The organism is Zobellia galactanivorans (genome assembly GCF_000973105.1).
In the GTDB taxonomy this organism is placed as follows: Bacteria; Bacteroidota; Bacteroidia; order Flavobacteriales; family Flavobacteriaceae; genus Zobellia; species Zobellia galactanivorans.
In genome coordinates this window covers 3,028,596-3,049,837 of the sequence record NC_015844.1, presented here as the reverse complement: position 1 = coordinate 3,049,837, position 21,242 = coordinate 3,028,596, and the positions used below count along the sequence as shown (strand labels likewise).

23 protein-coding genes are annotated in these 21,242 nt (G+C 44.8%); 8 read left to right on the top strand and 15 right to left on the bottom strand.

Annotated features, from left to right (window positions below):
• Window positions 1-63 precede the first annotated feature (63 nt).
• From ZOBGAL_RS12305 to ZOBGAL_RS12280, 6 genes are all read right to left on the bottom strand, one after another.
• Window positions 64-924, bottom strand: a complete 861-nt coding sequence (locus ZOBGAL_RS12305; RefSeq protein ID WP_013993940.1) for an SDR family oxidoreductase — start codon at window positions 922-924, stop codon at window positions 64-66.
• A gap of 72 nt (window positions 925-996) precedes the next feature.
• Entirely contained in the window at window positions 997-1,548 is a 552-nt protein-coding gene (locus tag ZOBGAL_RS12300) for a TetR/AcrR family transcriptional regulator (protein WP_046287905.1), read from the bottom strand.
• A 94-nt stretch (window positions 1,549-1,642) separates the two neighbouring features.
• Window positions 1,643-2,275: a Crp/Fnr family transcriptional regulator gene (locus tag ZOBGAL_RS12295; protein WP_013993938.1), complete on the bottom strand. Its 633-nt coding sequence runs from the start codon at window positions 2,273-2,275 to the stop codon at window positions 1,643-1,645.
• A gap of 9 nt (window positions 2,276-2,284) precedes the next feature.
• A complete protein-coding gene (locus tag ZOBGAL_RS12290; protein WP_013993937.1) occupies window positions 2,285-3,064 on the bottom strand; it encodes an aldose epimerase family protein in 780 nt (259 codons plus the stop codon).
• Between the two features lie 63 nt (window positions 3,065-3,127).
• Window positions 3,128-4,108 carry a PLP-dependent cysteine synthase family protein gene (locus ZOBGAL_RS12285; protein WP_013993936.1) on the bottom strand — a complete coding sequence of 327 codons (981 nt, stop codon included), beginning with the start codon at window positions 4,106-4,108 and terminating at the stop codon, window positions 3,128-3,130.
• 75 nt (window positions 4,109-4,183) lie between these two features.
• Window positions 4,184-5,425, bottom strand: a complete 1,242-nt coding sequence (locus ZOBGAL_RS12280; RefSeq protein WP_013993935.1) for an ABC transporter permease — start codon at window positions 5,423-5,425, stop codon at window positions 4,184-4,186.
• Window positions 5,426-5,428: 3 nt separating this feature from the next.
• Here ZOBGAL_RS12280 and ZOBGAL_RS12275 point away from each other — a divergent pair, with 3 nt between their 5' ends.
• The gene (locus ZOBGAL_RS12275; RefSeq protein WP_046287904.1) at window positions 5,429-6,685 is read left to right on the top strand and encodes an exo-beta-N-acetylmuramidase NamZ family protein; all 1,257 of its coding nucleotides are present in this window, start codon (window positions 5,429-5,431) and stop codon (window positions 6,683-6,685) included.
• Here the strand turns inward: ZOBGAL_RS12275 and ZOBGAL_RS12270 are convergent, their stop codons facing one another.
• Genes ZOBGAL_RS12270 through ZOBGAL_RS12260 form a run of 3 tightly spaced genes read right to left on the bottom strand, consistent with a single transcriptional unit; the run spans window position 6,686 to window position 8,591 of the window.
• Window positions 6,686-7,546 carry a sterol desaturase family protein gene (locus ZOBGAL_RS12270; RefSeq protein WP_013993933.1) on the bottom strand — a complete coding sequence of 287 codons (861 nt, stop codon included), beginning with the start codon at window positions 7,544-7,546 and terminating at the stop codon, window positions 6,686-6,688.
• A 41-nt stretch (window positions 7,547-7,587) separates the two neighbouring features.
• A complete protein-coding gene (locus ZOBGAL_RS12265) occupies window positions 7,588-8,070 on the bottom strand; it encodes a GyrI-like domain-containing protein (RefSeq protein WP_013993932.1) in 483 nt (160 codons plus the stop codon).
• Between the two features lie 23 nt (window positions 8,071-8,093).
• On the bottom strand, window positions 8,094-8,591 hold the full coding sequence (locus ZOBGAL_RS12260; protein WP_046287473.1) for a YkgJ family cysteine cluster protein: 498 nt from the start codon (window positions 8,589-8,591) through the stop codon (window positions 8,094-8,096).
• Window positions 8,592-8,666: 75 nt separating this feature from the next.
• Between ZOBGAL_RS12260 and ZOBGAL_RS12255 the strand changes: the two genes are divergently transcribed.
• Window positions 8,667-9,374 carry a class I SAM-dependent methyltransferase gene (locus ZOBGAL_RS12255; protein WP_013993930.1) on the top strand — a complete coding sequence of 236 codons (708 nt, stop codon included), beginning with the start codon at window positions 8,667-8,669 and terminating at the stop codon, window positions 9,372-9,374.
• A 48-nt stretch (window positions 9,375-9,422) separates the two neighbouring features.
• A complete protein-coding gene (locus ZOBGAL_RS12250) occupies window positions 9,423-10,352 on the top strand; it encodes a hypothetical protein (RefSeq protein ID WP_013993929.1) in 930 nt (309 codons plus the stop codon).
• Window positions 10,353-10,356: 4 nt separating this feature from the next.
• Here ZOBGAL_RS12250 and ZOBGAL_RS12245 read toward each other — a convergent pair whose 3' ends face one another.
• On the bottom strand, window positions 10,357-10,989 hold the full coding sequence (locus ZOBGAL_RS12245) for a 7-carboxy-7-deazaguanine synthase QueE (protein ID WP_013993928.1): 633 nt from the start codon (window positions 10,987-10,989) through the stop codon (window positions 10,357-10,359).
• Window positions 10,990-11,181: 192 nt separating this feature from the next.
• Here ZOBGAL_RS12245 and ZOBGAL_RS12240 point away from each other — a divergent pair, with 192 nt between their 5' ends.
• The 5 genes from ZOBGAL_RS12240 to ZOBGAL_RS12220 are packed head-to-tail and all read left to right on the top strand — an operon-like array spanning window position 11,182 to window position 15,574.
• Window positions 11,182-12,684 (top strand): helicase HerA-like domain-containing protein, encoded by a 1,503-nt coding sequence (locus ZOBGAL_RS12240; protein ID WP_013993927.1) that lies wholly within the window; start codon window positions 11,182-11,184, stop codon window positions 12,682-12,684.
• Between the two features lie 48 nt (window positions 12,685-12,732).
• Window positions 12,733-13,281, top strand: coding sequence for a hypothetical protein (locus ZOBGAL_RS12235; RefSeq protein WP_013993926.1), 549 nt, complete (start codon window positions 12,733-12,735; stop codon window positions 13,279-13,281).
• Between the two features lie 38 nt (window positions 13,282-13,319).
• Window positions 13,320-14,285, top strand: a complete 966-nt coding sequence (locus tag ZOBGAL_RS12230; protein WP_013993925.1) for a YitT family protein — start codon at window positions 13,320-13,322, stop codon at window positions 14,283-14,285.
• 12 nt (window positions 14,286-14,297) lie between these two features.
• The gene (locus ZOBGAL_RS12225; RefSeq protein WP_013993924.1) at window positions 14,298-15,137 is read left to right on the top strand and encodes an alpha/beta fold hydrolase; all 840 of its coding nucleotides are present in this window, start codon (window positions 14,298-14,300) and stop codon (window positions 15,135-15,137) included.
• A gap of 11 nt (window positions 15,138-15,148) precedes the next feature.
• Window positions 15,149-15,574 (top strand): VOC family protein, encoded by a 426-nt coding sequence (locus ZOBGAL_RS12220; RefSeq protein ID WP_013993923.1) that lies wholly within the window; start codon window positions 15,149-15,151, stop codon window positions 15,572-15,574.
• Between the two features lie 53 nt (window positions 15,575-15,627).
• Here the strand turns inward: ZOBGAL_RS12220 and ZOBGAL_RS12215 are convergent, their stop codons facing one another.
• The 5 genes from ZOBGAL_RS12215 to ZOBGAL_RS12195 all read right to left on the bottom strand — a co-directional run bounded on the left by ZOBGAL_RS12215 (window position 15,628) and on the right by ZOBGAL_RS12195 (window position 21,212).
• Window positions 15,628-16,599, bottom strand: a complete 972-nt coding sequence (locus tag ZOBGAL_RS12215; RefSeq protein ID WP_013993922.1) for an aldo/keto reductase — start codon at window positions 16,597-16,599, stop codon at window positions 15,628-15,630.
• 49 nt (window positions 16,600-16,648) lie between these two features.
• On the bottom strand, window positions 16,649-17,512 hold the full coding sequence (locus tag ZOBGAL_RS12210) for an alpha/beta hydrolase (protein WP_013993921.1): 864 nt from the start codon (window positions 17,510-17,512) through the stop codon (window positions 16,649-16,651).
• A 9-nt stretch (window positions 17,513-17,521) separates the two neighbouring features.
• Window positions 17,522-18,853: a Gfo/Idh/MocA family protein gene (locus ZOBGAL_RS12205; RefSeq protein ID WP_013993920.1), complete on the bottom strand. Its 1,332-nt coding sequence runs from the start codon at window positions 18,851-18,853 to the stop codon at window positions 17,522-17,524.
• Between the two features lie 42 nt (window positions 18,854-18,895).
• Window positions 18,896-19,654 (bottom strand): 3-keto-disaccharide hydrolase, encoded by a 759-nt coding sequence (locus ZOBGAL_RS12200; RefSeq protein ID WP_013993919.1) that lies wholly within the window; start codon window positions 19,652-19,654, stop codon window positions 18,896-18,898.
• Window positions 19,655-19,889: 235 nt separating this feature from the next.
• Window positions 19,890-21,212, bottom strand: coding sequence for an MFS transporter (locus tag ZOBGAL_RS12195; protein WP_231854759.1), 1,323 nt, complete (start codon window positions 21,210-21,212; stop codon window positions 19,890-19,892).
• Between the last annotated feature and the right edge of the window lie 30 nt (window positions 21,213-21,242).

Sequence of the window (21,242 nt, the reverse complement as noted above, 5' to 3'; positions counted from 1 at the left end):
ATAGAAATTACACAGAAAGAGGATAAATTTGTCCGAATATTTTTTTCGGCCCCTTTCCAAATCCTATAAAAAACTACGTTTGATCTGATCTACCAATTTGGTTCCATCGGGATCGGCCTTGGTTTTAAGTTCACATAGATTTTGGGCCCATTCCGAAGTACGGATACGCATCGGCGGATTTTCGTTTTCGGCCACATCGAGTACGACTTCGGCAACCTCTCGGCCCGTTTGATAGACTTGCTCTACAGATTCGGCCGCCCTCTGCTGGTTGCCCGCGAGGTAACGCTCAAAAATAGGAAGGTATTCACCCGAGGCCAACTTACCGTCAACCGCGGTCTTTTCAACGGCCGAATTCATAAATTCGGTAGAGATCCCCCCTGGTTCTACATTACTGATCTTGATATTGAAAGCGTCGGTAACATAGGCCGCCAAACCCTCAGCAAAGCCTTCTACCGCAAATTTCGCGGCGCAATAGAGCTCATTAAAGGGCTGGCCTACCAATCCACCCACCGAACTTAGATTTATAATTTGCCCCGATCTTTGTTTACGCATATGTGGCAAGACGGCTTGGGTGCAAAACACCGTGCCTAGATAATTGACTTCGGTGACCCACCTTATTTCCTCTTCGCTCGCCTGTTCCACGGCTTTTGCAAAACCTGCCCCGGCATTATTGATCAAGACATCAATCCTACCCTCTTTCCCGATAATGGTATCCACTGCGCCCTTGATACTGTCGACCTTGGTCACATCGAGTTCCAATATGTCAATGTCTAAATTGCCTTCTTCTATTTTTTCCTTTAGGCGGTCGGCCTTTTTTAAATTCCTCATGGAAGCATAAACCTTATACCCCTTCTCCGCAAAAAGCAGGGAACTTTCAAAACCTACTCCCGATGACGTACCCGTAACCAAAACAACTCTTTTCATTTTTAAAATATTAAATAGTTCACCTTATTTATATTGGAATGAACGTTCACTCCAATGTTCGTGTAAATTTTTTTACTCTTTTATCCCGTCCCAAACCATTCGCACCTGGTTTTGAACAGAGGACGTCTCTACTTTCCCTTGGCTATGGTACCACCTTAAATACGAAAATACCGAACCTCCGATGAACTGGATCAATTCTTCGGTTTCCAAATTTTTAACAATGCGTTCTTCCTTTCCCCTTTTAAGCAAATCATAAACCGGTGCCACCGTTTCCAACCCCTTTTTTCTGGTCTCCTCGGTGATGATGGGCGAAGCTTGAATTTGTTCCATAAACTTGAAGTACTCGGCATTCTCGATAAAAAATTCAACAATCGCCGTATAGTACCGCTCGAATTGGGTCTTTATGGGGCGGGTGGTATCAAACTCCGGGAAAATGGTATTTTCCTTTTCCTTTATTCCGGCGTAAATCTCGTTGATCAGAACTTCCTTATTGGGAAAATAGTTATATATGGTTCCCATACCGGTACCCGCATTTTTGGCAATGGCCGACATGGGGGTGTTATGTACTCCCTTTTCAACCAAAAGCGCTAGAGCCGACCGTAAGATGCTTTCTTTCTTATTCACAGGGCAAAAGTAGCGTTTTGGAACAAACATTCCAAAACGCTTATCTATTTTATATTTTTTTTTGGAAAAATGGTTTCCTACGCCAACGCCCCCTTTATAAGTCGATGACCTTGATCCGGTTACGCTGCATTTCTATCTTTCCTTCCTTCTCAAGCTTTTTAAGCAGCCTTGAGATGACCACTCTTGAAGTATTCAGGTCATAGGCAATATCTTGATGTGTTGTCTGGACGTATTCGTCGTGGTTGACCATGGCCTTGTCTTGAAGGTGCTTGAGCAGCCGTTCGTCCATTCGAAGGAAGGCAATGGTATCGACGGTTTCGAGCAATTCGGTCATTCGCGTATGGTAACTGTCCAAGATAAACTGACGCCATGTGGCATATTTTGACATCCATGCTTCCATCTTATCTACGGGAATCATGATAAGCTCCGTATCACTTTCGGCAACGGCCCGTATCTCACTTTTATGGGTTCCTACACAACATGAAAAGGTCATGGCACAGGTATCGCCCCGCTCTAAAAAATAAAGTAACAGTTCGTCTCCGTTTTCATCTTCGCGCAAAATCTTGATCGCTCCGTTCAACAATAAGGGCATATGTGAAATGGTCTCACCGATATCCATGATTACCGTACCCTGACCATACTTTTTTACCAAGCCTACCTCTTGCATCTCAGCCAAGAGTGCATCTTCAAAGAGATAGCCATAATTCTGCAAAAGACCTTCTTCCATATTTCCTATTTAATTGACCGCACTTATAAAGACCCTCAATTGGGCATCTTCGTCCTTCAAATAACTAAAACCTTCAAACAGCTTCACCTGTGGCACGGCATACGGATAAAACGTAATTGGTTCTATACACAGCATATTGGGCACTTCCGTCCACAACATAAAATTGCCAAAGCCTTCGGTACGGACACGAAGCTCTTTTTGGTCCTTCAATACAATTTCCTCGCAGTCGGCCACTTCTAGCGCCCGGCTTCCTACCGCCATGATCTCATCAAGGCTTATTTCTTTATCGCCGGCGATTACTACGGGACTTTCGGTGTGCAGCTTAAAAGCAGGGTGATAACCCAGCATAAAGGGCATATCGCGTTCCCCGGAAACCGTAAAGCTTACTTCCAGCCCGTCTTCCCCCAATCGAAAGGTCTTTTTAAAGTTGAAATCATAGGTCCAAAACAACCATTCCTTGTTCGACTTGTCCGGATATTTCGAATTCTTCACCCGCGAATTGGCCTTATACGCCTTTTGAAAAACCGCCTCCATCTCCGTTTCCGATATCAACTCGTACTCCATCTCCCGTAGCAATCCGTGCTGATCTTGAACCGCAATGTCCCTTGGGGTCTGTACCATAAATTTGGCATCGGCGGTGGGGCCGATGATCGGAAACATTTCGGTATCGGAACTGCGCCATCCCGGACTGCCTTTTTGATGGATATACTCGTGCCCGTTTACGGTATAACCTACCAATTCACCGGCATCTATTTTTACATTTTGATCTTTAAAACTTAACTCTGTCATCTCTCACTTTTTTATAGCCTTCCACTAGAATAGAAGTCGCTTTTCTTGAACACGCTTACAAAACTAATCTAAAAACCCCTTTTCACGCATCCAATCGTCATTGAACATTTTTCCGACATAGCGACTTCCGTGATCATGGAACAACACGACCACCACATCGTCTTTCGTAAAATGTTCCTTGAGCTGCAATAGCCCTTTTATGGCCGCACCTGCCGAATTCCCCAAAAACATGGCCTCTTCCCTGGCCAAACGTCGGGTATAGATGGCGGCATCTTTATCGGTAACTTTTACGAAGCCGTCAATAATGTCAAAATCTACATTTTCCGGGAGAATATCCTCCCCGATACCTTCGGTAATATAGGGGTAGATCTCATTCTCGTCGAACACTCCGGTCTCGTGGTATTTTTTAAAGACCGAACCATAGGTATCGACGCCCCAAACTTTTATATCGGGATTTTTCTCCTTCAAAAATTTACCCACGCCCGAAATCGTACCTCCGGTTCCCACACCAACGACAAAATGGGTAATCTTACCGTCGGTCTGTTCCCAAATTTCCGGCCCGGTACTAAGGTAATGGGCCTTTGTATTACTAGGGTTATCGTATTGGTTCACGTACCAAGCGTTCGGAGTTTCCTTGGCCAGCCTTTTGGCCGTGGCATAATAACTTCTTGGGTCACTCGGTTCAACGTTCGTAGGACATACGTGCACTTCACTGCCCATGGCCTTTAGTATATCTATCTTTTCTACGGATTGCTTATCACTTATCACACAAATGAGCCTGTAGCCTTTTATCGTAGCGGCCAATGCCAAACCCATTCCGGTATTGCCCGAGGTGGCCTCTACAATGGTACCGCCCGGCTTTAAAAGCCCAGCCGCTTCGGCATCTTCTATCATTTGTAGGGCCATACGGTCTTTTACCGAGTTGCCCGGGTTAAAGGTTTCGTACTTGGCCAATACCAGGCAAGGAAGGTCGGAGGTCAACTTATTTAGCTTTACCAAAGGCGTATTCCCTATGGTTCCAAGAATATTTTCTGCGTATCTCATGAGCTATAAATTATCATGTAATCTAGCAAAAAAAATAGAAAGACCTTACCACAGAGAAATACCCCAAGGCATTTTCTATTCGAATTTGATGGCCTTGACCGGAGAAATTTTGGTGATAATATACGATGGAATCAACAGCATCAGCACACATAGGATCAACACGCCCGCATTGAGGGCCAAGACCGTAAATATGTCGATATGTACGGGCACGTATTCTATGTAATACTCTTTCGGGTTCGGAAACTTCAATATCTTGAACCGGTCTTGCAGTACAATAATGCCCAAGCCAATAAGGTTCCCCCAAAACAGACCGATACCGATAAGGTATGTAGCGTTGTACAAAAACACCTTACGTATGCTCCAATTGGCCGACCCCAAAGCCTTGAGGATGCCGATCATTTGGGTGCGTTCTAAAATCAGCACCAACAGTGCCGTAATCATATTGAACCCACTTACGATGATCACGATACCGATGATCAGAATGATATTAAAGTCGAAAAGACTGATCCATTCAAAGATCTTGTAATATTTGTTTACGATGGTCTGTGTATCTAGTGTAGAGACGGTATTCCCGTAAATCTCATTGCTTTTGGCGTCGATATCGTCAAAACTGTTCAAGAACACCTCGAAATTACCTACTTGGTCATCTTCCCACTTGTTCATACGTTGTATGTGCCGTATATCGGTAAAAAGATAAAGTCCGTCAAACTCCTCAAATCCGCTATCGTAGAGGCCGGTAATTTTAAATTTTCTTTGGTTGGGCAATTTCGACACATCGCCATCCTTGAGAAAAAATGCGTAAAAGGTATCGCCGGTTTTTAGGTGTAGTCGGTTGGCCATGAGGTCTGACATCAATACCTCTTCATTCAAATCGCCGGAGTAGTTCGGCAACTGACCCTCTACCAAATATTCCTCAAATGCCGTCCAGTCATAATCCGCCCCTACCCCCTTGGCAATAATACCTTCAAAGGTGGTCTCGGTTCTAATAATGCCCGCCTTGCTAGCAACGGCCTGTATGTGACGGATACCGTCAATAGTCTTGAACTCGGGATAAAACTCTTGATCCAATGAAACCGGAATGACCGATACATCGGATGCATTATTGTCGTAACTGGAAATTTGGATGTGCCCGTTGAAGGCAGCTACTTTTTCCCGTATCTTGTACTTCAGGCCTATTCCGGTAGCTATCGCAATGAGCATCATTACCACCCCCAATGCAATAGCTGCAATAGCTATTTTTATTATTGGTGCGGAAATACTAATTTTATGCGCCTCACCTTTGATGAGCCGCTTGGCCAAAAAATATTCAAAATTCAATCTATGGCGTTTTTAAACTCTCTCAAAAGTACATTTTTCATTTGGTTTTTGCTTCTTATCGCCTGCGGAAACCAGACGAAAGCCGAGAAAACCCAATCAAAACCTGCGGTGGCAATGAACGATTCGGTCAAAGTAAAGCCCGTTGTAGTGGCGGCCAATAGAACCGAAGCCTACCTTCCTTTACTTAAGGGAAAAAAAGTCGGCATTGTAGGAAACCAGACGACCATTATTTTTAAGGACGAGGTAAAAGATGCCCCCCTTCCATACGTCCATCTCGTAGATTCGTTGTTGGCACACCATGTCGATATCAAAAAAGTGTTCGCTCCCGAGCACGGTTTTCGAGGTAGGGCCGATGCCGGTGAAAAAGTTAAGGACGGGGTCGACAATAAGACGGGACTTCCCTTGATTTCCCTCTACGGAAAAAACCGGAAACCTTCCGCCGAGCAATTAGAGGATATCGATATCGTTCTTTTCGACATTCAAGATGTGGGGGTCCGCTTCTACACCTATATAGCCACCTTACAATTGGTCATGGAAGCCTGTGCGGAACAGAATGTTCCCATCATAGTACTTGACCGCCCTAACCCTAACGGCGCTTACATAGATGGCCCGACCATGAAAAAAGAGCACTCCGGCTTTTTGGGCATGACCGAAATCCCCTTGGTCTATGGCATGACCATCGGCGAATACGCCCGAATGATCAATGAAGAGAAATGGCTTGGGAGCGGCGTTAAGGCCGACCTTACGGTTATTCCATTGGAAAATTGGACTTATGACACCCCCTACAGCATACCGGTCAGGCCTTCACCGAACCTGCCCAACGATACGGCGATCAACCTTTATCCGAGCCTGGGTCTTTTTGAAGGAACGAACATCAATGCCGGACGTGGAACCGAATTGCAATTTCAGTGTTACGGGGCCTCTTTTCTCGATAGCACCCAGTATAGTTTCAAATATACCCCCATGCCTAATTTCGGTTCAAAATCCCCAAAGGAAAACGGAAAGACATGCTTCGGAAAAGATTTATCCGGATTCCCTAAAATGAACGAAGTTTCCCTGCAATGGCTCATAGACGCCTATACCAACACCCTAGACAAGAGCAAGTTCTTCAATACTAAAGGCTTCACCGCCCATGCAGGAACCGAAACGCTTCAAAAACAAATTGAACAAGGGATAAACGAAGAAGAAATCAAGGCTACTTGGCAAAGCGACATTGACAAATTCAAGAAAATCAGAAAAAAATACCTGATGTACCTCTAATTACAGGGGCTGCCCTTTTACCGATTCGGCTTCAGGCAAGGTGGTAGGCTTTCTGTATTTATGGAAAGGCTGCCGTAACAGCCCTTTGATACTGGAGTTCTCGACCTCATCGGGAAAGGTATCTACCCCGTATACAATCTCTTCCCTGTCCAACTTCATATAGGTACCGAACAAGCGATCCCACAGCGAAAATATATTACCGTAATTACTATCGGTATACGGTAATCGATAATGGTGATGCACCTTGTGCATATCGGGTGAAACGATCAACAGACTTAAGAGGTCGTCTAAGCCTTTGGGCATTTTTATGTTGGCATGGTTGAATTGGGTCGCCACAAGTGATAAGGACTGATACAACATTACAATACCGATAGGCGTACCGACCAGAAAAACCCCTAAAAGGGTAAACACAAAACGAATCATACTTTCCAAAGGATGATGCCGATTGGCCGTAGTCGTGTCTACATTATGGTCGGTATGGTGCACCAGATGTACCATCCATAAAATTTTCACCTTGTGCTCGACAAAATGGGCCAGGTAGGCCCCGACAAGATCCAGCAACAACAGTCCTACGATAACATAGAGCCATAAGGGCATATCGGGAAGCCAATTGATAATCCCAAAATCATGTATTACCGTAAAATCGGCGGTCTTGAGCAGCAAAAAAGCGAGGGCGAAGTTTACGACAACCGTCGTCATCGTAAAAAATAGGTTCGGAAGTGCGTGTTGCCATTTCTTGTACCTAAAACCAAAAAGGGGCACGATGCCCTCAAGAAGCCAAAAAAAGGTGATTCCCCCGACCAAAATAAGCGAACGGTGCAACGAGGGGATATTTTCAAAGTAATCGATAATGGGCTCCATGTCTTAAAGATAACAAAAACCTTTTAAGAACGATGCCCGCTTCACTTCGGCCGGATGGGGATCCACACCTCTTCTTCCGATTCGGGACGGTCGTTTTTGTATTTGCTTCCGAGTAGTTCAAAATGGGGCCTATGGTCTAGGCGATAATCGGATACGGGAAGCCATTCCTTAAAAATAAAATCCATTGTCCGATTAAATTCCGAAGACAGGCCCTTATGTAAGAATACGGCATAAAGTCCCCCGATCAAACATAGGGTTTCCAAGCCATCACCATACGACGCCTCCCCCTTCACCTCTACCGCAGCCCATTTTTCAAAGCTGGTATCCGGCCCAAAACTAGTGCCTTCGGGCATTTCCGAAAACACCTGAACGGAATACAGATCACTACCCACGGGGTCGGCTATGGTTTTCCTCAAGGGCATAAAACCGCTCCAAAGTTCAAAGGTTCGGTTATGTGCCAAGCTCATATTCAAGCGGCGGCCCACTAGTGTTTTCTTCGGTAGGACTTCTGTTCTAAGGTACATATGGGGTTTCTATTTAGGGTTGTCTAGCCGTTCCCGATGCTTTTTTTCATTTTTTCGACAATATTGAAAGCCGCAGGGCAAATAGCCACATTCTTTAGCGTAAGGTTCGATATTTGCTGGAATTTCTTCCGGTCGGTATGCGGAAACTCACGGCAGGCCTTAGGGCGAACATCATAGATAGAGCAGTAATTATCGGCACCCAAAAAGGAACAGGGTACCTGCTGAAGCACGTAATCGTTATCTTCATCGATCCGCAGATACGCTTCAATAAAGGCTTGGGGTTTCTGCCGAAGGAATTTGGCAATTCTTTCGATATCGGCCCTAGTGAACAAAGGCCCCGTAGTTTTACAACAGTTGGCACAATCAAGACAATCGGTTCGCTCAAATTCCTCTTCATGCAGTTCTTGCATAATGTAATCAAGATTCTTGGGCGGGCGCTTTTTAAGTTTCGTAAAAAACTTCTTGTTTTCGTTCTGCTTATCTTTGGCCTTCTTTGGAAGTTCACGTAAAATTTGGTCCATCCTCTTAAAAATCTGCCCAAAACTAAGCAAGAAATACTTAAAAAGTCCATTTTTGCCATACAAAGCTATTGTGATATGATCGACATTTTCGGAAATGCAGTATTAGACTATCAAAAAGGAAATTATACCGAAGACATAATCACCTTCTCTTCTTTGGACGAAGAGGATAAAATACCCCTGCCCTATCTCTTTAGGGATTACAAGGAGATGCCAGAGCTGGAACAAAAAGCCCTTGACCTTTACAAGGGCAGCGTACTCGACATAGGATGCGGGGCCGGAAGCCACAGTCTCTACCTTCAGAAAAAAAACCTCGACGTAACCGCGCTCGACCACTCCAAAGGCGCCATAGAAACCTGTACCCTAAGGGGCATCAACAAGGTGGCACATAGCGACATATACGACTTTAAAGGTCCTAGATTTGACACCTTGCTCCTATTGATGAACGGTATTGGCATTGTTGGAAGGCTGAACAATATGTCCCGCTTTTTAGACCATTTAAAAACCTTGTTGAATCCGGGCGGGCAAATTTTACTTGACTCCAGCGATATCATATACATGTTCGACGAAGACGAAGATGGGGGCCGCTGGGTACCCGATACCGGTTCGTACTATGGCGAAGTCGAGTTCAGTATGAAATACAAGAATCAGGAAAGCGAACCATTTTTCTGGCTCTATCTCGATTACAAAACCTTGGAAACGGCCTCGGAAGCCAATGGATTCAATTGCCAATTCGTAAGAAAGGGCGATCATTACGACTATTTGGCCAAGTTATGGTTGAAATAAGATCATTTTTTGCCATTTTTGTTCTTGTACGACTGTCCCTAAAATTCAATGATGAAAAAATCGCACTTATTTTTATTGGTCTTGTTCACCGGCCTTTTCCTAAGCTGTACCAAAGACGACGACACCAATAGCGCTGAAAAGGAAAAAATTCAGGCAAAAGAGGCCAGTCTAAAAAGTGCCGGCGACTCAGCCAAAGACATTCTATCGAACGAAAGGTTTACAAAGCTGCTTATCGAAATTGCCTACGTAAAAGATTTCAAACCTACGGACGAAGCCATGTTGGGTTTTGTCTCCTACCTAAAAAAAAGAACGTTCAAGGAAGATATTGAACTCAAGTACACCCAACTGGAATCGCCCGATGAAGAAAATTTGACCTTGGAAGAAATAGCCAAACTCGAATCGGAAAACAGAACCGTTTTTAACGAGGGCTCTACTTTAGGTCTCTATATCTATTTTGCCGATGCACCGGCAGAAGGCGATGATGAGGAAGTGGGACTTGTTACCTTAGGTGCGGTATATCGCAATACTTCTATGATCATTCATGAAGTAACGGTACGAAAACTGGCCAATCAAAGCTTTTTTATTACCGCTGCCGACGTAGAAAGCTCAACCCTCAACCATGAATTCGGCCATCTTTTCGGCCTTGTAAATTTAGGAACGGCGCCGATAAACGACCATGAGGACATAGAACGTGACGAAGACGGCAAACCAGTTTTAGATGAAGATGGCAATACAAAAGGAAACAGCCATTGCTCGGTAGAGGGCTGTCTTATGCAGGCCGAACTACAGTTTGCCGGATTCGCCAATAAATCGGCCAAGACGGAATCGTATGAAAACGGATTAAAAGCCGCCTGTCGCCTAAGCGGCAAAGACGTACTTCGAATGTTGGAATCAAAAACCTCAAAAGGTCTTTTTCCCGACCCACCAAGCCTTGACCCCGAATGCCTATTGGATCTAAAATCCGCAGGCGGTCGTTAAGATATTAAGGGATATTCAAATATTTGTGGGTCTGTAGACTTACCTTCCACTTAGGGTTTTGCATCACATAATCGACGATCATAGGCGTAACCTTATCACGTACGCTCCATTCGGGCTGTAAGTAGAGAATACATTTTCCGTTCACCTTTGCCGCTTCCTGTTCGGCAAAGATCAAATCGTGTTTATTGTAAACAATGACCTTAAGTTCGTGGGCCACCTCATAAATTTCATCTACCGGAAGCTTGTTCTTTTTGGGCGAAAGGCAAATCCAATCCCACGTACCGGTCAAGGGATATGCACCCGAAGTCTCTATGTGGATCTTAAGGTTCTTCGCCTTTAGGGCATCGGTCAAGGGCTGCATATTCCAAGTAAGGGGTTCGCCACCCGTAATGACAATGGTATCAGAATATTTTGAAGCATTTTCGGTAATTTGCCGAATATCGGTGGGCGGATGGGTTTCCGCATTCCAGCTCTCTTTCACATCGCACCAATGACATCCGACATCGCATCCTCCGACACGAATAAAATATGCCGCCGTACCTTTATGGAAACCTTCGCCCTGTATGGTGTAGAATTCTTCCATTAGGGGCAACATCATCCCTTTCTCCACTTCCTGTAAAACTTCATCTTTGACCATCGTGCAAAGATAGGCCTTGCAAATTCCAAAACCCAAATTCTGATTCTTAAATTCACCATTTGCCCCATAAGCAAGATTTCAACGGTAGAATACCACCAGAGGGCCAAGGTTCAGCCTTGACCAATCCCAAACTTCTCTAAAAGTAACGGCCAAACAGTAAAATTCTCTTATTTTTACTCCAAAATAGACCGAATGGCAACTAGAGACGAATTCTTTCAACACATTGAAGCAGGGTATACTACCAAAGGTGACTCCATAATATTGGGCGCTGCCATGCTCGATGGGGAGGCTATTACCGATGCCCATGTAAAAATACCTTTAAAAACGTTGAACCGTCACGGACTTATCGCAGGGGCTACGGGAACTGGAAAGACAAAAACTTTACAGGTACTGGCCGAAAACCTTTCTGAAAAAGGAATCCCGGTCTTATTGATGGACCTTAAAGGGGATTTGAGCGGCTTGGCCCAACCGAGTCCCGGTCACCCGAAAATAGATGAGCGCCATGCCAAAATAGGCCTGCCCTTTGAACCCAAGGCGTTTCCGGTCGAGATCCTCTCGCTTTCCAAACAAGACGGCGTAAAACTTCGGGCCACGGTATCGGAATTCGGACCAGTGCTCCTATCCCGTATACTTGACCTATCGGATACCCAAGAAGGTATCGTATCGGTAGTGTTCAAATATTGCGACGACAATAAACTTCCGCTTTTAGACCTAAAGGATTTCAAAAAGGTACTGCAATATGCCACAAGCGCAGGCAAAGCCGAATTCACCAAAGATTACGGAAGAATTTCTTCCAGTTCCACGGGAGCCATCCTTAGAAAGATCATAGAACTCGAACAGCAGGGAGCCGATCTCTTTTTTGGTGAAAAATCATTTGATGTCGAAGACCTTACCCGTGTAGACGAAAACGGAAGAGGCTATATAAACATTCTACGTCTGACCGATATACAAGACCGGCCCAAACTTTTCTCGACCTTTATGTTAAGCCTACTGGCCGAGATATACAGTACTTTTCCAGAACAGGGCGACAGTGATAGGCCTGAACTGATCTTGTTCATCGATGAGGCCCACCTTATCTTTAACGAAGCCTCAAAGGCCCTACTCGACCAAATAGAAAGTATCGTTAAATTGATACGTTCAAAAGGTATCGGTCTTTACTTTGTTACACAAAACCCGACCGACGTACCCAATGAAGTACTCTCGCAACTCGGACTAAAGGTTCAACACGCCCTGCGTGCCTTTACTGCCAGAGACCGAAAGGCCATAAAACTAACGGCCGAAAACTACCCCATTTCCGATTATTACGACACCAAAGAGGTTTTAACGGCCTTGGGTATAGGTGAAGCACTGGTATCGGCCTTAGATGAAAAGGGACGACCGACCCCCTTGGCCGCAACCCTGTTGCGCGCCCCTATGAGCCGTATGGACGTTCTTACCGAAACCGAACTCAATACTGTAATCGGCACCTCTAAACTGGTAAAGAAATACGGCGAGACCATTGATCGGGAAAGCGCGTATGAAATTCTGAACGAAAAAATAGAACGGGCCGAAGCCGAGGCCGAAAAAGAAAAAAAGGCACCCAGAAAGACCAGCCGAAGTAGGGCCAGTACCCGACAGAACCCGATCATTAAGGTTTTGACCAGTGCCACCTTCATTCGTGGAGTTTTGGGAGTTCTGAAGAAAGTAATGCGTTAATGTACCGACCTAATTTCAGAATCAAATTTTAACTTTGCACAAAAATTCATGAAAACAATAGTAACCTTAAGTTGTCTAATCATTTGCCTTACCAGCTGTAAAGATGAAAAAGACACCTCATTTTCAATCATTACCGACCGAGTAGGCAAACTGGATCGCATCAGCTTGGTACGCGACCTTGACATCATTTACGAGAACGATTCCATCGTAAAAGACAGTACGATAGCCAATAGGGCGAACAACAGTAAAAAAATAAAGATTTTCGAAAAGGGAGGAAAACCGCTCTTGACGCTTACACCAAACTCCGATAGTATTCCGACAATCGAGAACATTCGTATTGAAGACCCCCGTTTCACTACCGAAAAAGGGGTTGGCCTAAACAGTACCTTTAAAGACATAAAGGACAACTACACCATCAGAAAGGTAATTACCTCTATGAACAATGTGGTCATCCTTCTAAAGGATAGCGATGTCTATTTTACGATCAGTAAAGAAGAGCTCCCTTCAAGCTTGCGTTATGCTTCCAGTGTCAATATCGAAGCCGTTCAAATTCCCGATGATGCAAAAATCAAATATATGATGGTAGCTTGGGACTGATCCTTTTGCTACTGCCTTTAGTTTAAACATTCCGTACCATGAACACTATCTTACAATACATACTGGTACAACGCGCCAAAAATAAACTAAAGAGCGAAAAAAACGTGGCCAAGCGCCAATTGGTCAAAGAAATACGCGTGGGCCATGTGGAGTTAATGCACGCCCTAAAGGAAATCTTGTTCATCGCCATTGGCGTTGGCGCGGCAGGGTTTGGCCTAAAAGGCTTCTTATTGCCCAATAATTTTATCGATGGCGGGGCTACGGGCGTATCTTTATTAATTCAGGTAAAATCGAACATATCACTGGGAATTTTGCTCTTATTGGTGAACATCCCCTTTATACTGCTCGGGGCCAAGACCATAAGCGGAAAGTTCGCGATCAGAAGTATTTTTGCCATATTGGCCTTGGCCATTGTCGTTCATTTTGTTCCCTACCCAATAATAACAAGCGACAAGCTTCTTATAGCCGTTTTCGGTGGTTTTTTCTTGGGCCTAGGTATAGGAATGGCCATGCGTGGCGGAAGCGTCATCGATGGCACCGAGGTATTGGCTATCTACCTGAGCCGAAAATGGCATATGACCATAGGCGATATACTTCTGCTTATAAACATTCTGATTTTTTCGGCTGGGGCCTACCTATTAAGTATAGAAACGGCACTTTACGCCATTCTTACCTATTTGGCGGCGGCCAAGACCGTGAACTACGTGGTAGATGGTGTGGAAGAATACATTGGCGTAACCATTATTTCCCCGAAAAATGAAGAAATACGGGTGATGCTCACCGAAAAAATGGGGCGGGCCTGTACCGTTTATAGCGGAAAGGGCGGGTATGCCAAAGATGGTACGGCACGTATTTCTACCGAAATCATCTATACCGTAATGACCCGCCTAGAACTGGCCCGGTTAAGCACCGAAATAGACAAAATAGACAAAAACGCCTTTATCGTTATGGGCGTTATAAAAGATATAAGAGGCGGAATGATCAAAAAGAAGCCCTTAAAATAGACCGAAAAATCTATGCGTAAAAACCTGAACAAAATGCTCCCCAAGGTCTACGGGCGCTATTTTAACTTGCTTGCCAGAGTATCCCCCAAAAAGGCTGCGGAGAAAGCGTTTTATGTTTTCTGTACGGTTCGAAAAGGAAGGGTTCTCCCCAATCAAAAAGAATATCTAGACCAAGCGAAAAACGGAACCATAAACGTTCAAGGCCACACCTTGCAGACCTATGCTTGGCCCAGCAACAAAGAGACCGTACTCTTGGTCCACGGTTGGGAAAGCAATACCTTTCGCTGGCGCAACCTCATCGCCAAACTCCGTGAAGCCGACTATAATATCGTAGCTTTTGATGCGCCCGCACATGGATATTCCTCAGGGCAGCACTTAAACCTCCCCCTGTATTCCGACGGTGTTCAAGCCATGATAGAAAAGTATGGCCCAAAGTATCTTATTGGCCATTCTATGGGAGGAATGACCCTCATGTACAACGAGTTTTGCCATCAAAATGCATCTGTCGAAAAAATGGTAACCATTGGCTCGCCTTCGGAGTTCTATGAAATAATGGACCACTATCAAAAGCTGCTCAATTTCAACGACAAAGTCAGAAAGGAGCTCGAAGCTTTTGTCCTTGATCGCTTTGGCTTTACCGTAAACGAATTTTCTTCTTCCCGCTTTGCGAAAAAAAATACCAAAAAAGGACTCCTACTACACGATGAACTTGATAAACTGGCCCCTTTTCATGCCTCGGAGGCGGTACACGCCCAATGGAAAGGCAGTATCTTTATCCGGACCAAGGGCCTTGGCCATTCTATGCACCAAGAACATGTGAACGATCAGATTGTAGATTTTTTAAAAAACTAAAACAGACATCGATGCAAGCCGTAACCCCTTTTCATATTGCCATACCGGTCCATAATCTAGATGAATGCCGAAGCTTTTACAGGGAAGTACTCAACTGTGAGGAAGGGCGAAGCAGCGACCATTGGGTCGACTTCAACCTGTTCGGGCACCAATTGGTCATTCACTATAAGCCCAAAACCGAAACTGAAGCCCTACACAGCAATCCGGTAGATGGCAAAAATGTTCCAGTACCGCATTATGGTGTGGTTTTACCGTGGGAAGTATTTGAATCTTTTGCCGAGGAACTTACCGCGAAAGGCGTAGAATTTGTAATAGAACCTTATGTACGGTTCAAAGGCCAGACCGGGGAACAGGCTACCATGTTCTTTTTAGACCCTGCAGGAAATGCCTTGGAGTTTAAGGCTTTTAAAGATATGGGGCAGTTGTTTGCCAAATAACCCCCTAAAAAAACAAGTCGCCCTGGGCTCAGGACGACTTGGGTTACTATTTCTTATTGCGACCATTCGGTGGGCTTTCGTACCCAACGGTGCTTTCGCAATTCGTCCATCAATTCTTTTGGGAGTCTTTTACCATCGCTCGTGGCGGTATTGGCCAAAACATTACGTTCTTTTCGCATACCCGGTATGGTCGTACCTATGGTCTTGTTCTCCAAAATAAACCGAAGGGCCATCTCGGCCATATTCATACCTTCAGGAATCAAGGGTCGCAGGGCATCGGCATGCTCTACACTTGAGTTTAGGTTTTCAGGCACAAAATAGGTTCCGCGCCAATCCCCTTCGGGAAAAGTAGTTTCCTTGGTAAGATTACCGGTCAAGGTACCTTCGTCAAAAGGCACCCTTGCAATTACGGCTACATCCATCTTTTCACATAAAGGAAAAAGCACATCTTCCGGGTTTTGGTCAAAAATATTGTAGATGACCTGTACGGCATCTATTAGGCCGGTCTTAATGGCCTCGATACCATTTTCGGGTTCCCAGCGGTTTACACTGATACCCATAGCCGCAATTTTTCCGGCTTTTTTCAAATCCTCTATAGCACGTTGCCATTCGTCACGGTGCGACCAAGAGTCGTCCCAGGTATGAAACTGCATCAAGTCAATGCGTTCCATGCCCAAATTGGTCAGGGTTTTCTCGGTATATTCTATAATATGGTTCTTAGGATACGAATCCTCAAACCTATACTCGGGCTTTGCTGGCCAATTAAAGTTCTTGGGAGGTATCTTACTTGCGGCATATAGTTTAGTCCCAGGATGCCTTCTAATGAGCCCTCCCAGCAATTCCTCACTATGTCCTTCACCGTAGCCCCAGGCCGTATCAAAAAAGTTCACTCCGTTTTCCACGGCCAAATCCAAGGACTTTGCCGATTGCACATCGTCGGACTCCGTCCATCCGGCCATACCCCACATACCATATCCCACTTCGCTTACTTGCCAGTCGGTTCTTCCAAATCTTCTATATTTCATATTGCTCTATAATAGATTACTGCCCTTCAAAAAAACGTACTATTGGTCGTTAATATTGATGAAAAGCATCGGATACAAACTCCAAGACCTTGGGTAGGGATGCCCTCCAATACGTCCAACTATGTCTACCGTCACGCACCCTGTACTCATGCGGAATCTTTTTCTTGGTCATGGCAATATGCATCAGACTGTTTCCTTCAAAGAGAAAATCATCGTCACCACAATCGATATACCAACGTACGGACTTCACATCTTCAACGGGAACGGTCTCTAGCAATTCCAAAGCATTGTGTCTTTTGAAATAGGCCTTGATTTCCGATTCGCTAAATTTGACATCACTTTTCTCTAGGCGTTCCTTAAGGTCGGCAATGGTCAATGGCCCTACATAAGCACTCAAGGGACAAGCCGATGAAAATAGTTCAGGGTGATGTAGCGCATACATAAAAGAACCGCCACCCCCCATGGAGAGTCCGGCTATGGCCCGATATCTCTTAGTGGATTTAATACGGTATTGTTTCTCTACATAGGGCATAAATTCCTCAAAGAAGAAATCTTCATACCGCCAATCGTCGCCTTGGTTAAAATAGCCCCTTTTGCCTTGTTCGGCATCGGGCATAATAATGACCATGGGCGTTGCCGTACCGTTTTTGATAGCCTCATCGGTAATACGCAGTACTTCCCCGAACTGCACCCAACCGGTTTGATCATCACCGGCACCGTGCAATAAATAGAGTACGGGATACGACCGTTGCGAAGTGTCATAATCAGGGGGCAGATAAACCGCATACTTGCGTTCCCCCTTTAATATTTCACTTTTCATCGTCAGTGCATCAAAGACCTTTCCCGTCTGTGAAACGACGGAAAAAGACACAAAAAGACAGGTAAATACGGTACAAGCGAGTTTCTGTATCATCGGTATTTATTAAAATTCCCTATAAGGCGAATCTAAAAACTGATTGGCCTCATCTTCGGCGAATCTGGCCGATTTAGCGTCCCAATGAAGGGTCTTGTTCGGAAAACGGCCTGCGATAACGCCCAACAATATGGTTTCCGTTAAACGCGATGCATAAGAAAACGGGGCACTCGTTTCTGCAGTACCCAAACAGGCGTCGACAAATTGATGGTAGTGTTTCTTCCCTTCGCTTTCATAATCGCGAACCGGTTCCCCTAGATTGAATTTTTCAACATCTATCTCCTGGTACTCCCCATCTACGATGACCTTGGGAAGCATTTGAAAATGCGGCAAATACAACCTTCCTTTTTCCCCTATGAACATTGCTCCTTGATCATGGAGCTTCTCACCACCGGGAAGCATCAAATCTTCACGTTGTTTATCGGCTCCCTCGCCGTCATACCACACCCACTTTAGCGTGTCTGCCGTATATTTTGTACCGGGAAATTCATAAGTTACCATATTCTGCTCCGGATAGCCAAAACCATTGGGCTTTCTACAATTAGTGGTAATGGTCCTTGGCACATCCAGTTCCAAGGCATTATAAGGCGTATCAAAAATATGAACCCCCATATCACCTAGGGTACCACAACCGTAATCAACCAGTTTTCTCCAGTTTCCAGGATGGTATACCCCTTTTTTATAAGGTCTTTCGGACGAAGTACCCAACCAAAGGTTCCAATCTAAATTGGCCGGAACGGGATCTTGTCCTTCTGGCAACGGTCCGTCATAACCCCAGTTTTTCGGTGACCAGGCCCTTACGGTGTGTACTTTCCCGATGATACCGGACTGAATCATCAAGGTCGCCAGTTTATAGTCGTAAAAAGAGTGCACCTGAATCCCCATTTGGGTAACCAAATTTTTCTCTTTGGCCAATTTTTTCATGGCCCTTGCTTCGGTCACGTGATGCGTCAAAGGCTTTTGGCAATATACAGGCTTGTCCATTTCCATGGCCATCATAGAAGCTGGGGCATGGGTATGGTCTGGTGTAGAGACTACTACGGCATCGATTTTTTTCTTCATTTCCTTTAACATCACCCTATAATCGGTATAGGTTTTAGCGTCCGGATGCAAGGCCTTGGCCTTGGCCAAAAGCTCGGAATCAACATCACATAAGGCCACCACATCTACTGCAGCATGTGACGAAATCGCCTTTAAATCTTCACCGCCCATATTACCGACACCGATGTGTGCCGTACGCAAGCGTTTCTTTTTTGACTTGGAAAAAGCCATGGCCCCTGAAGGCAACAGGGTAATCGTTGACAAGGTAGCAGCATTCTTTAAAAATTCCCTTTTATTCATTTCTAGTAGTTTGGATTATTGGAGGTTGTTCTAAGTTCTTAATTATAATGGCCTAATCTTAACGTTCTTAAGCCAAAGTGGACTGTCGTGATCTTGGAAACCGATATAGCCCTTTTTAAAAGAACCGTATTTTGGGCTGTTTTTCCATTTCCCTTTGCTTTTTCGCTCTTCCCAGTCTTTCGACCAAGGCACGAAGGACAGTAATTTTTTACCGTTGAGCCAGTGCTCCACATTTTCTGGGGTAAAGATGATGCGGGAGGTATTCCATTCCCCTGCAGGCTTCACTATCTTTTGGCTATTATCGGGCAAGTGCATGGCGTAATCCGCTCCTGTTTTTTGCCATTCTTCCAACTTGGCATTGTTGATTTCTTCCCACTTCAGGTCGTCCAACATCTGGTATTCGGGAGAAACCTCGGGAATGCTCCAATCGCCTTCTTGGATATGGTACAACAATCCGCTATTTCCTCCCTCGGGAATTTTCCATTCCCAACTCAGTTCAAAATTGTCGAACTCTTGGGCGGCATAAATAATATCCTTCCCTCCTTTACGGTTGGCTTCGGTTCTTTTCTCCGTATCAAAAGTCAAAGCCCCGTCTTTAATAACCCATTGTGGAGGTAGGTCATCCCCATTGTACGCCCGCCATCCTTCGGTAGTTGTCCCGTCAAAAAGATAAATCCATTCATCAATTTCAGGTTTAGTTTCGGTGCTAGCCTTCTCAACGGTCGCTTCTTCTTTTTTGGTTTCACCTTTACATGAAACAATGGCTACCGCTAGAGATAGCACCAAGGCAATTTTCTTCATTAAACAAGTTGTTTTGTATCTGGTTTAGCACGCCGGCATTACCACAAGCACGGCAAGCCCTGTACAATTTCTAAATCTAGCAACATTACCCCAAGAATCAAAATATATGTCCCGATAACGGCAAGTCAATACATAAATATGCTAACTTTTAAGTATTGCGTATTCTTTTTCTTAACCTTTTACACGAAAAACAAAGAAAAATGTAAGTAAAAGAACCCTAGTGAAAACAGATTCTTTATTGCGGGTTATTGGCCTTTACCGACGCCAAGGCCAGAAAAAGCAAAAAGCCCAGACCTAGATAACCTAAGGGCCTATAAGTATCAAAAGTCGAGAAACACAAACTAAAAATGGACGGTGCCAATGCACTGGCCAAAATCAAGAACGACATGACCTTACCCGTTATGGCCCCTAAATGGGTCCGCCCGTAAAACCTCGGCCAAACGATGGCATTCAAGACGGCAAAGAAGCCTCCTAAAATACCAAACCCACCTATCAATAGAGGAATACCTACGACAGAGGATAGAAACAAAAATCCGACCGAAGCCATAATTCCGCCCAAGATCATCAAATACAAATACAATTTGAGATGAAGGTAATCACTCAAGAAATTAAAAATCAACGATACCGTTACGGCCACTACCGAGGCGGGAAGAAAAATGGAAATCGCATCCTCTTTAGGAAAGCCTTCACTGGCAAATACCGATACTACGTGAAAGGTGAGTCCCGTTATAAAAAAACTATTAAAGGCCAATATCAAGGCATACATCCAAAATGCCCTTGTACGCTGGGCCTCTTTGGCGGTGTACTGTTTCGCCAGGGGTAGGTGTTCAGGGTCGCTTTCCGTTTTCTTAGGTTCCCCATCGGGCAACAGACCGTGCTCTTCGGGCCGGTTCTTATAGAATATTAAAATCAAAATAGCGAAAAACAATAAGGCTACCGCCAATATCTGCCATGTAATTTGCCAGCTATAACCCTCTATCAAAGCATTTACCCAAAGCGGGGAAGAAGAAAAACCAAAGGAAATAGCCACACTACTAATGGCATTGACCTTTCCACGGTTTTTATCGAACCATATCATAATCAGGTTTCTTGATGCCATGGTGAGTACACCTTGACCCGAAAACCTCAGCACAAAAAACAGCAAGGCCATCAATACAAAGGGCACAAGCCAGGTATCGAGCTTCAAAAGGTGCTTCATAAATTCGCTCATCCGCACCGACCACGAGCACAACATAAGCGCCCCGGAAAGTGTCAGGGCGGCAAAGAAAGCCACATAACGTGCCCCGTAGCGATCGAACCAAACACCGGCCCGGCCAATGACCAACGAACTACAAATGGTTCCGATCATATAGGCATTGCTAAATTGATTTCTGCTCAACCCGAGTGCGTCTTTTACTGGATCGGTAAACACCGACACCCCTATGGTCTGCCCCGGTATACTAAAATAAATACCGATCGTACCGATAACCAAAATGACATAGCCATAGAAAATAGGACTTTTAGCGGGGTCGATAAAGGAAAAATAGTTTTTGGACATCGGCGAAACGAAAAAGCGCAAAAGTAACGGTTTTGCCCCATTGCAAGGGGT

Coding starts and splice junctions, on each gene's coding strand:
- ZOBGAL_RS12305 (WP_013993940.1), bottom strand. CDS start 924: ATGAAAAGAGTTGTTTTGGTTACGGGTACGTCATCGGGAGTAGGTTTT.
- ZOBGAL_RS12295 (WP_013993938.1), bottom strand. CDS start 2,275: ATGGAAGAAGGTCTTTTGCAGAATTATGGCTATCTCTTTGAAGATGCA.
- ZOBGAL_RS12290 (WP_013993937.1), bottom strand. CDS start 3,064: ATGACAGAGTTAAGTTTTAAAGATCAAAATGTAAAAATAGATGCCGGT.
- ZOBGAL_RS12285 (WP_013993936.1), bottom strand. CDS start 4,108: ATGAGATACGCAGAAAATATTCTTGGAACCATAGGGAATACGCCTTTG.
- ZOBGAL_RS12275 (WP_046287904.1), top strand. CDS start 5,429: ATGGCGTTTTTAAACTCTCTCAAAAGTACATTTTTCATTTGGTTTTTG.
- ZOBGAL_RS12270 (WP_013993933.1), bottom strand. CDS start 7,546: ATGGAGCCCATTATCGATTACTTTGAAAATATCCCCTCGTTGCACCGT.
- ZOBGAL_RS12265 (WP_013993932.1), bottom strand. CDS start 8,070: ATGTACCTTAGAACAGAAGTCCTACCGAAGAAAACACTAGTGGGCCGC.
- ZOBGAL_RS12260 (WP_046287473.1), bottom strand. CDS start 8,591: ATGGACCAAATTTTACGTGAACTTCCAAAGAAGGCCAAAGATAAGCAG.
- ZOBGAL_RS12255 (WP_013993930.1), top strand. CDS start 8,667: ATGATCGACATTTTCGGAAATGCAGTATTAGACTATCAAAAAGGAAAT.
- ZOBGAL_RS12250 (WP_013993929.1), top strand. CDS start 9,423: ATGATGAAAAAATCGCACTTATTTTTATTGGTCTTGTTCACCGGCCTT.
- ZOBGAL_RS12245 (WP_013993928.1), bottom strand. CDS start 10,989: ATGGTCAAAGATGAAGTTTTACAGGAAGTGGAGAAAGGGATGATGTTG.
- ZOBGAL_RS12240 (WP_013993927.1), top strand. CDS start 11,182: ATGGCAACTAGAGACGAATTCTTTCAACACATTGAAGCAGGGTATACT.
- ZOBGAL_RS12235 (WP_013993926.1), top strand. CDS start 12,733: ATGAAAACAATAGTAACCTTAAGTTGTCTAATCATTTGCCTTACCAGC.
- ZOBGAL_RS12230 (WP_013993925.1), top strand. CDS start 13,320: ATGAACACTATCTTACAATACATACTGGTACAACGCGCCAAAAATAAA.
- ZOBGAL_RS12225 (WP_013993924.1), top strand. CDS start 14,298: ATGCGTAAAAACCTGAACAAAATGCTCCCCAAGGTCTACGGGCGCTAT.
- ZOBGAL_RS12220 (WP_013993923.1), top strand. CDS start 15,149: ATGCAAGCCGTAACCCCTTTTCATATTGCCATACCGGTCCATAATCTA.
- ZOBGAL_RS12215 (WP_013993922.1), bottom strand. CDS start 16,599: ATGAAATATAGAAGATTTGGAAGAACCGACTGGCAAGTAAGCGAAGTG.
- ZOBGAL_RS12210 (WP_013993921.1), bottom strand. CDS start 17,512: ATGATACAGAAACTCGCTTGTACCGTATTTACCTGTCTTTTTGTGTCT.
- ZOBGAL_RS12205 (WP_013993920.1), bottom strand. CDS start 18,853: ATGAATAAAAGGGAATTTTTAAAGAATGCTGCTACCTTGTCAACGATT.
- ZOBGAL_RS12200 (WP_013993919.1), bottom strand. CDS start 19,654: ATGAAGAAAATTGCCTTGGTGCTATCTCTAGCGGTAGCCATTGTTTCA.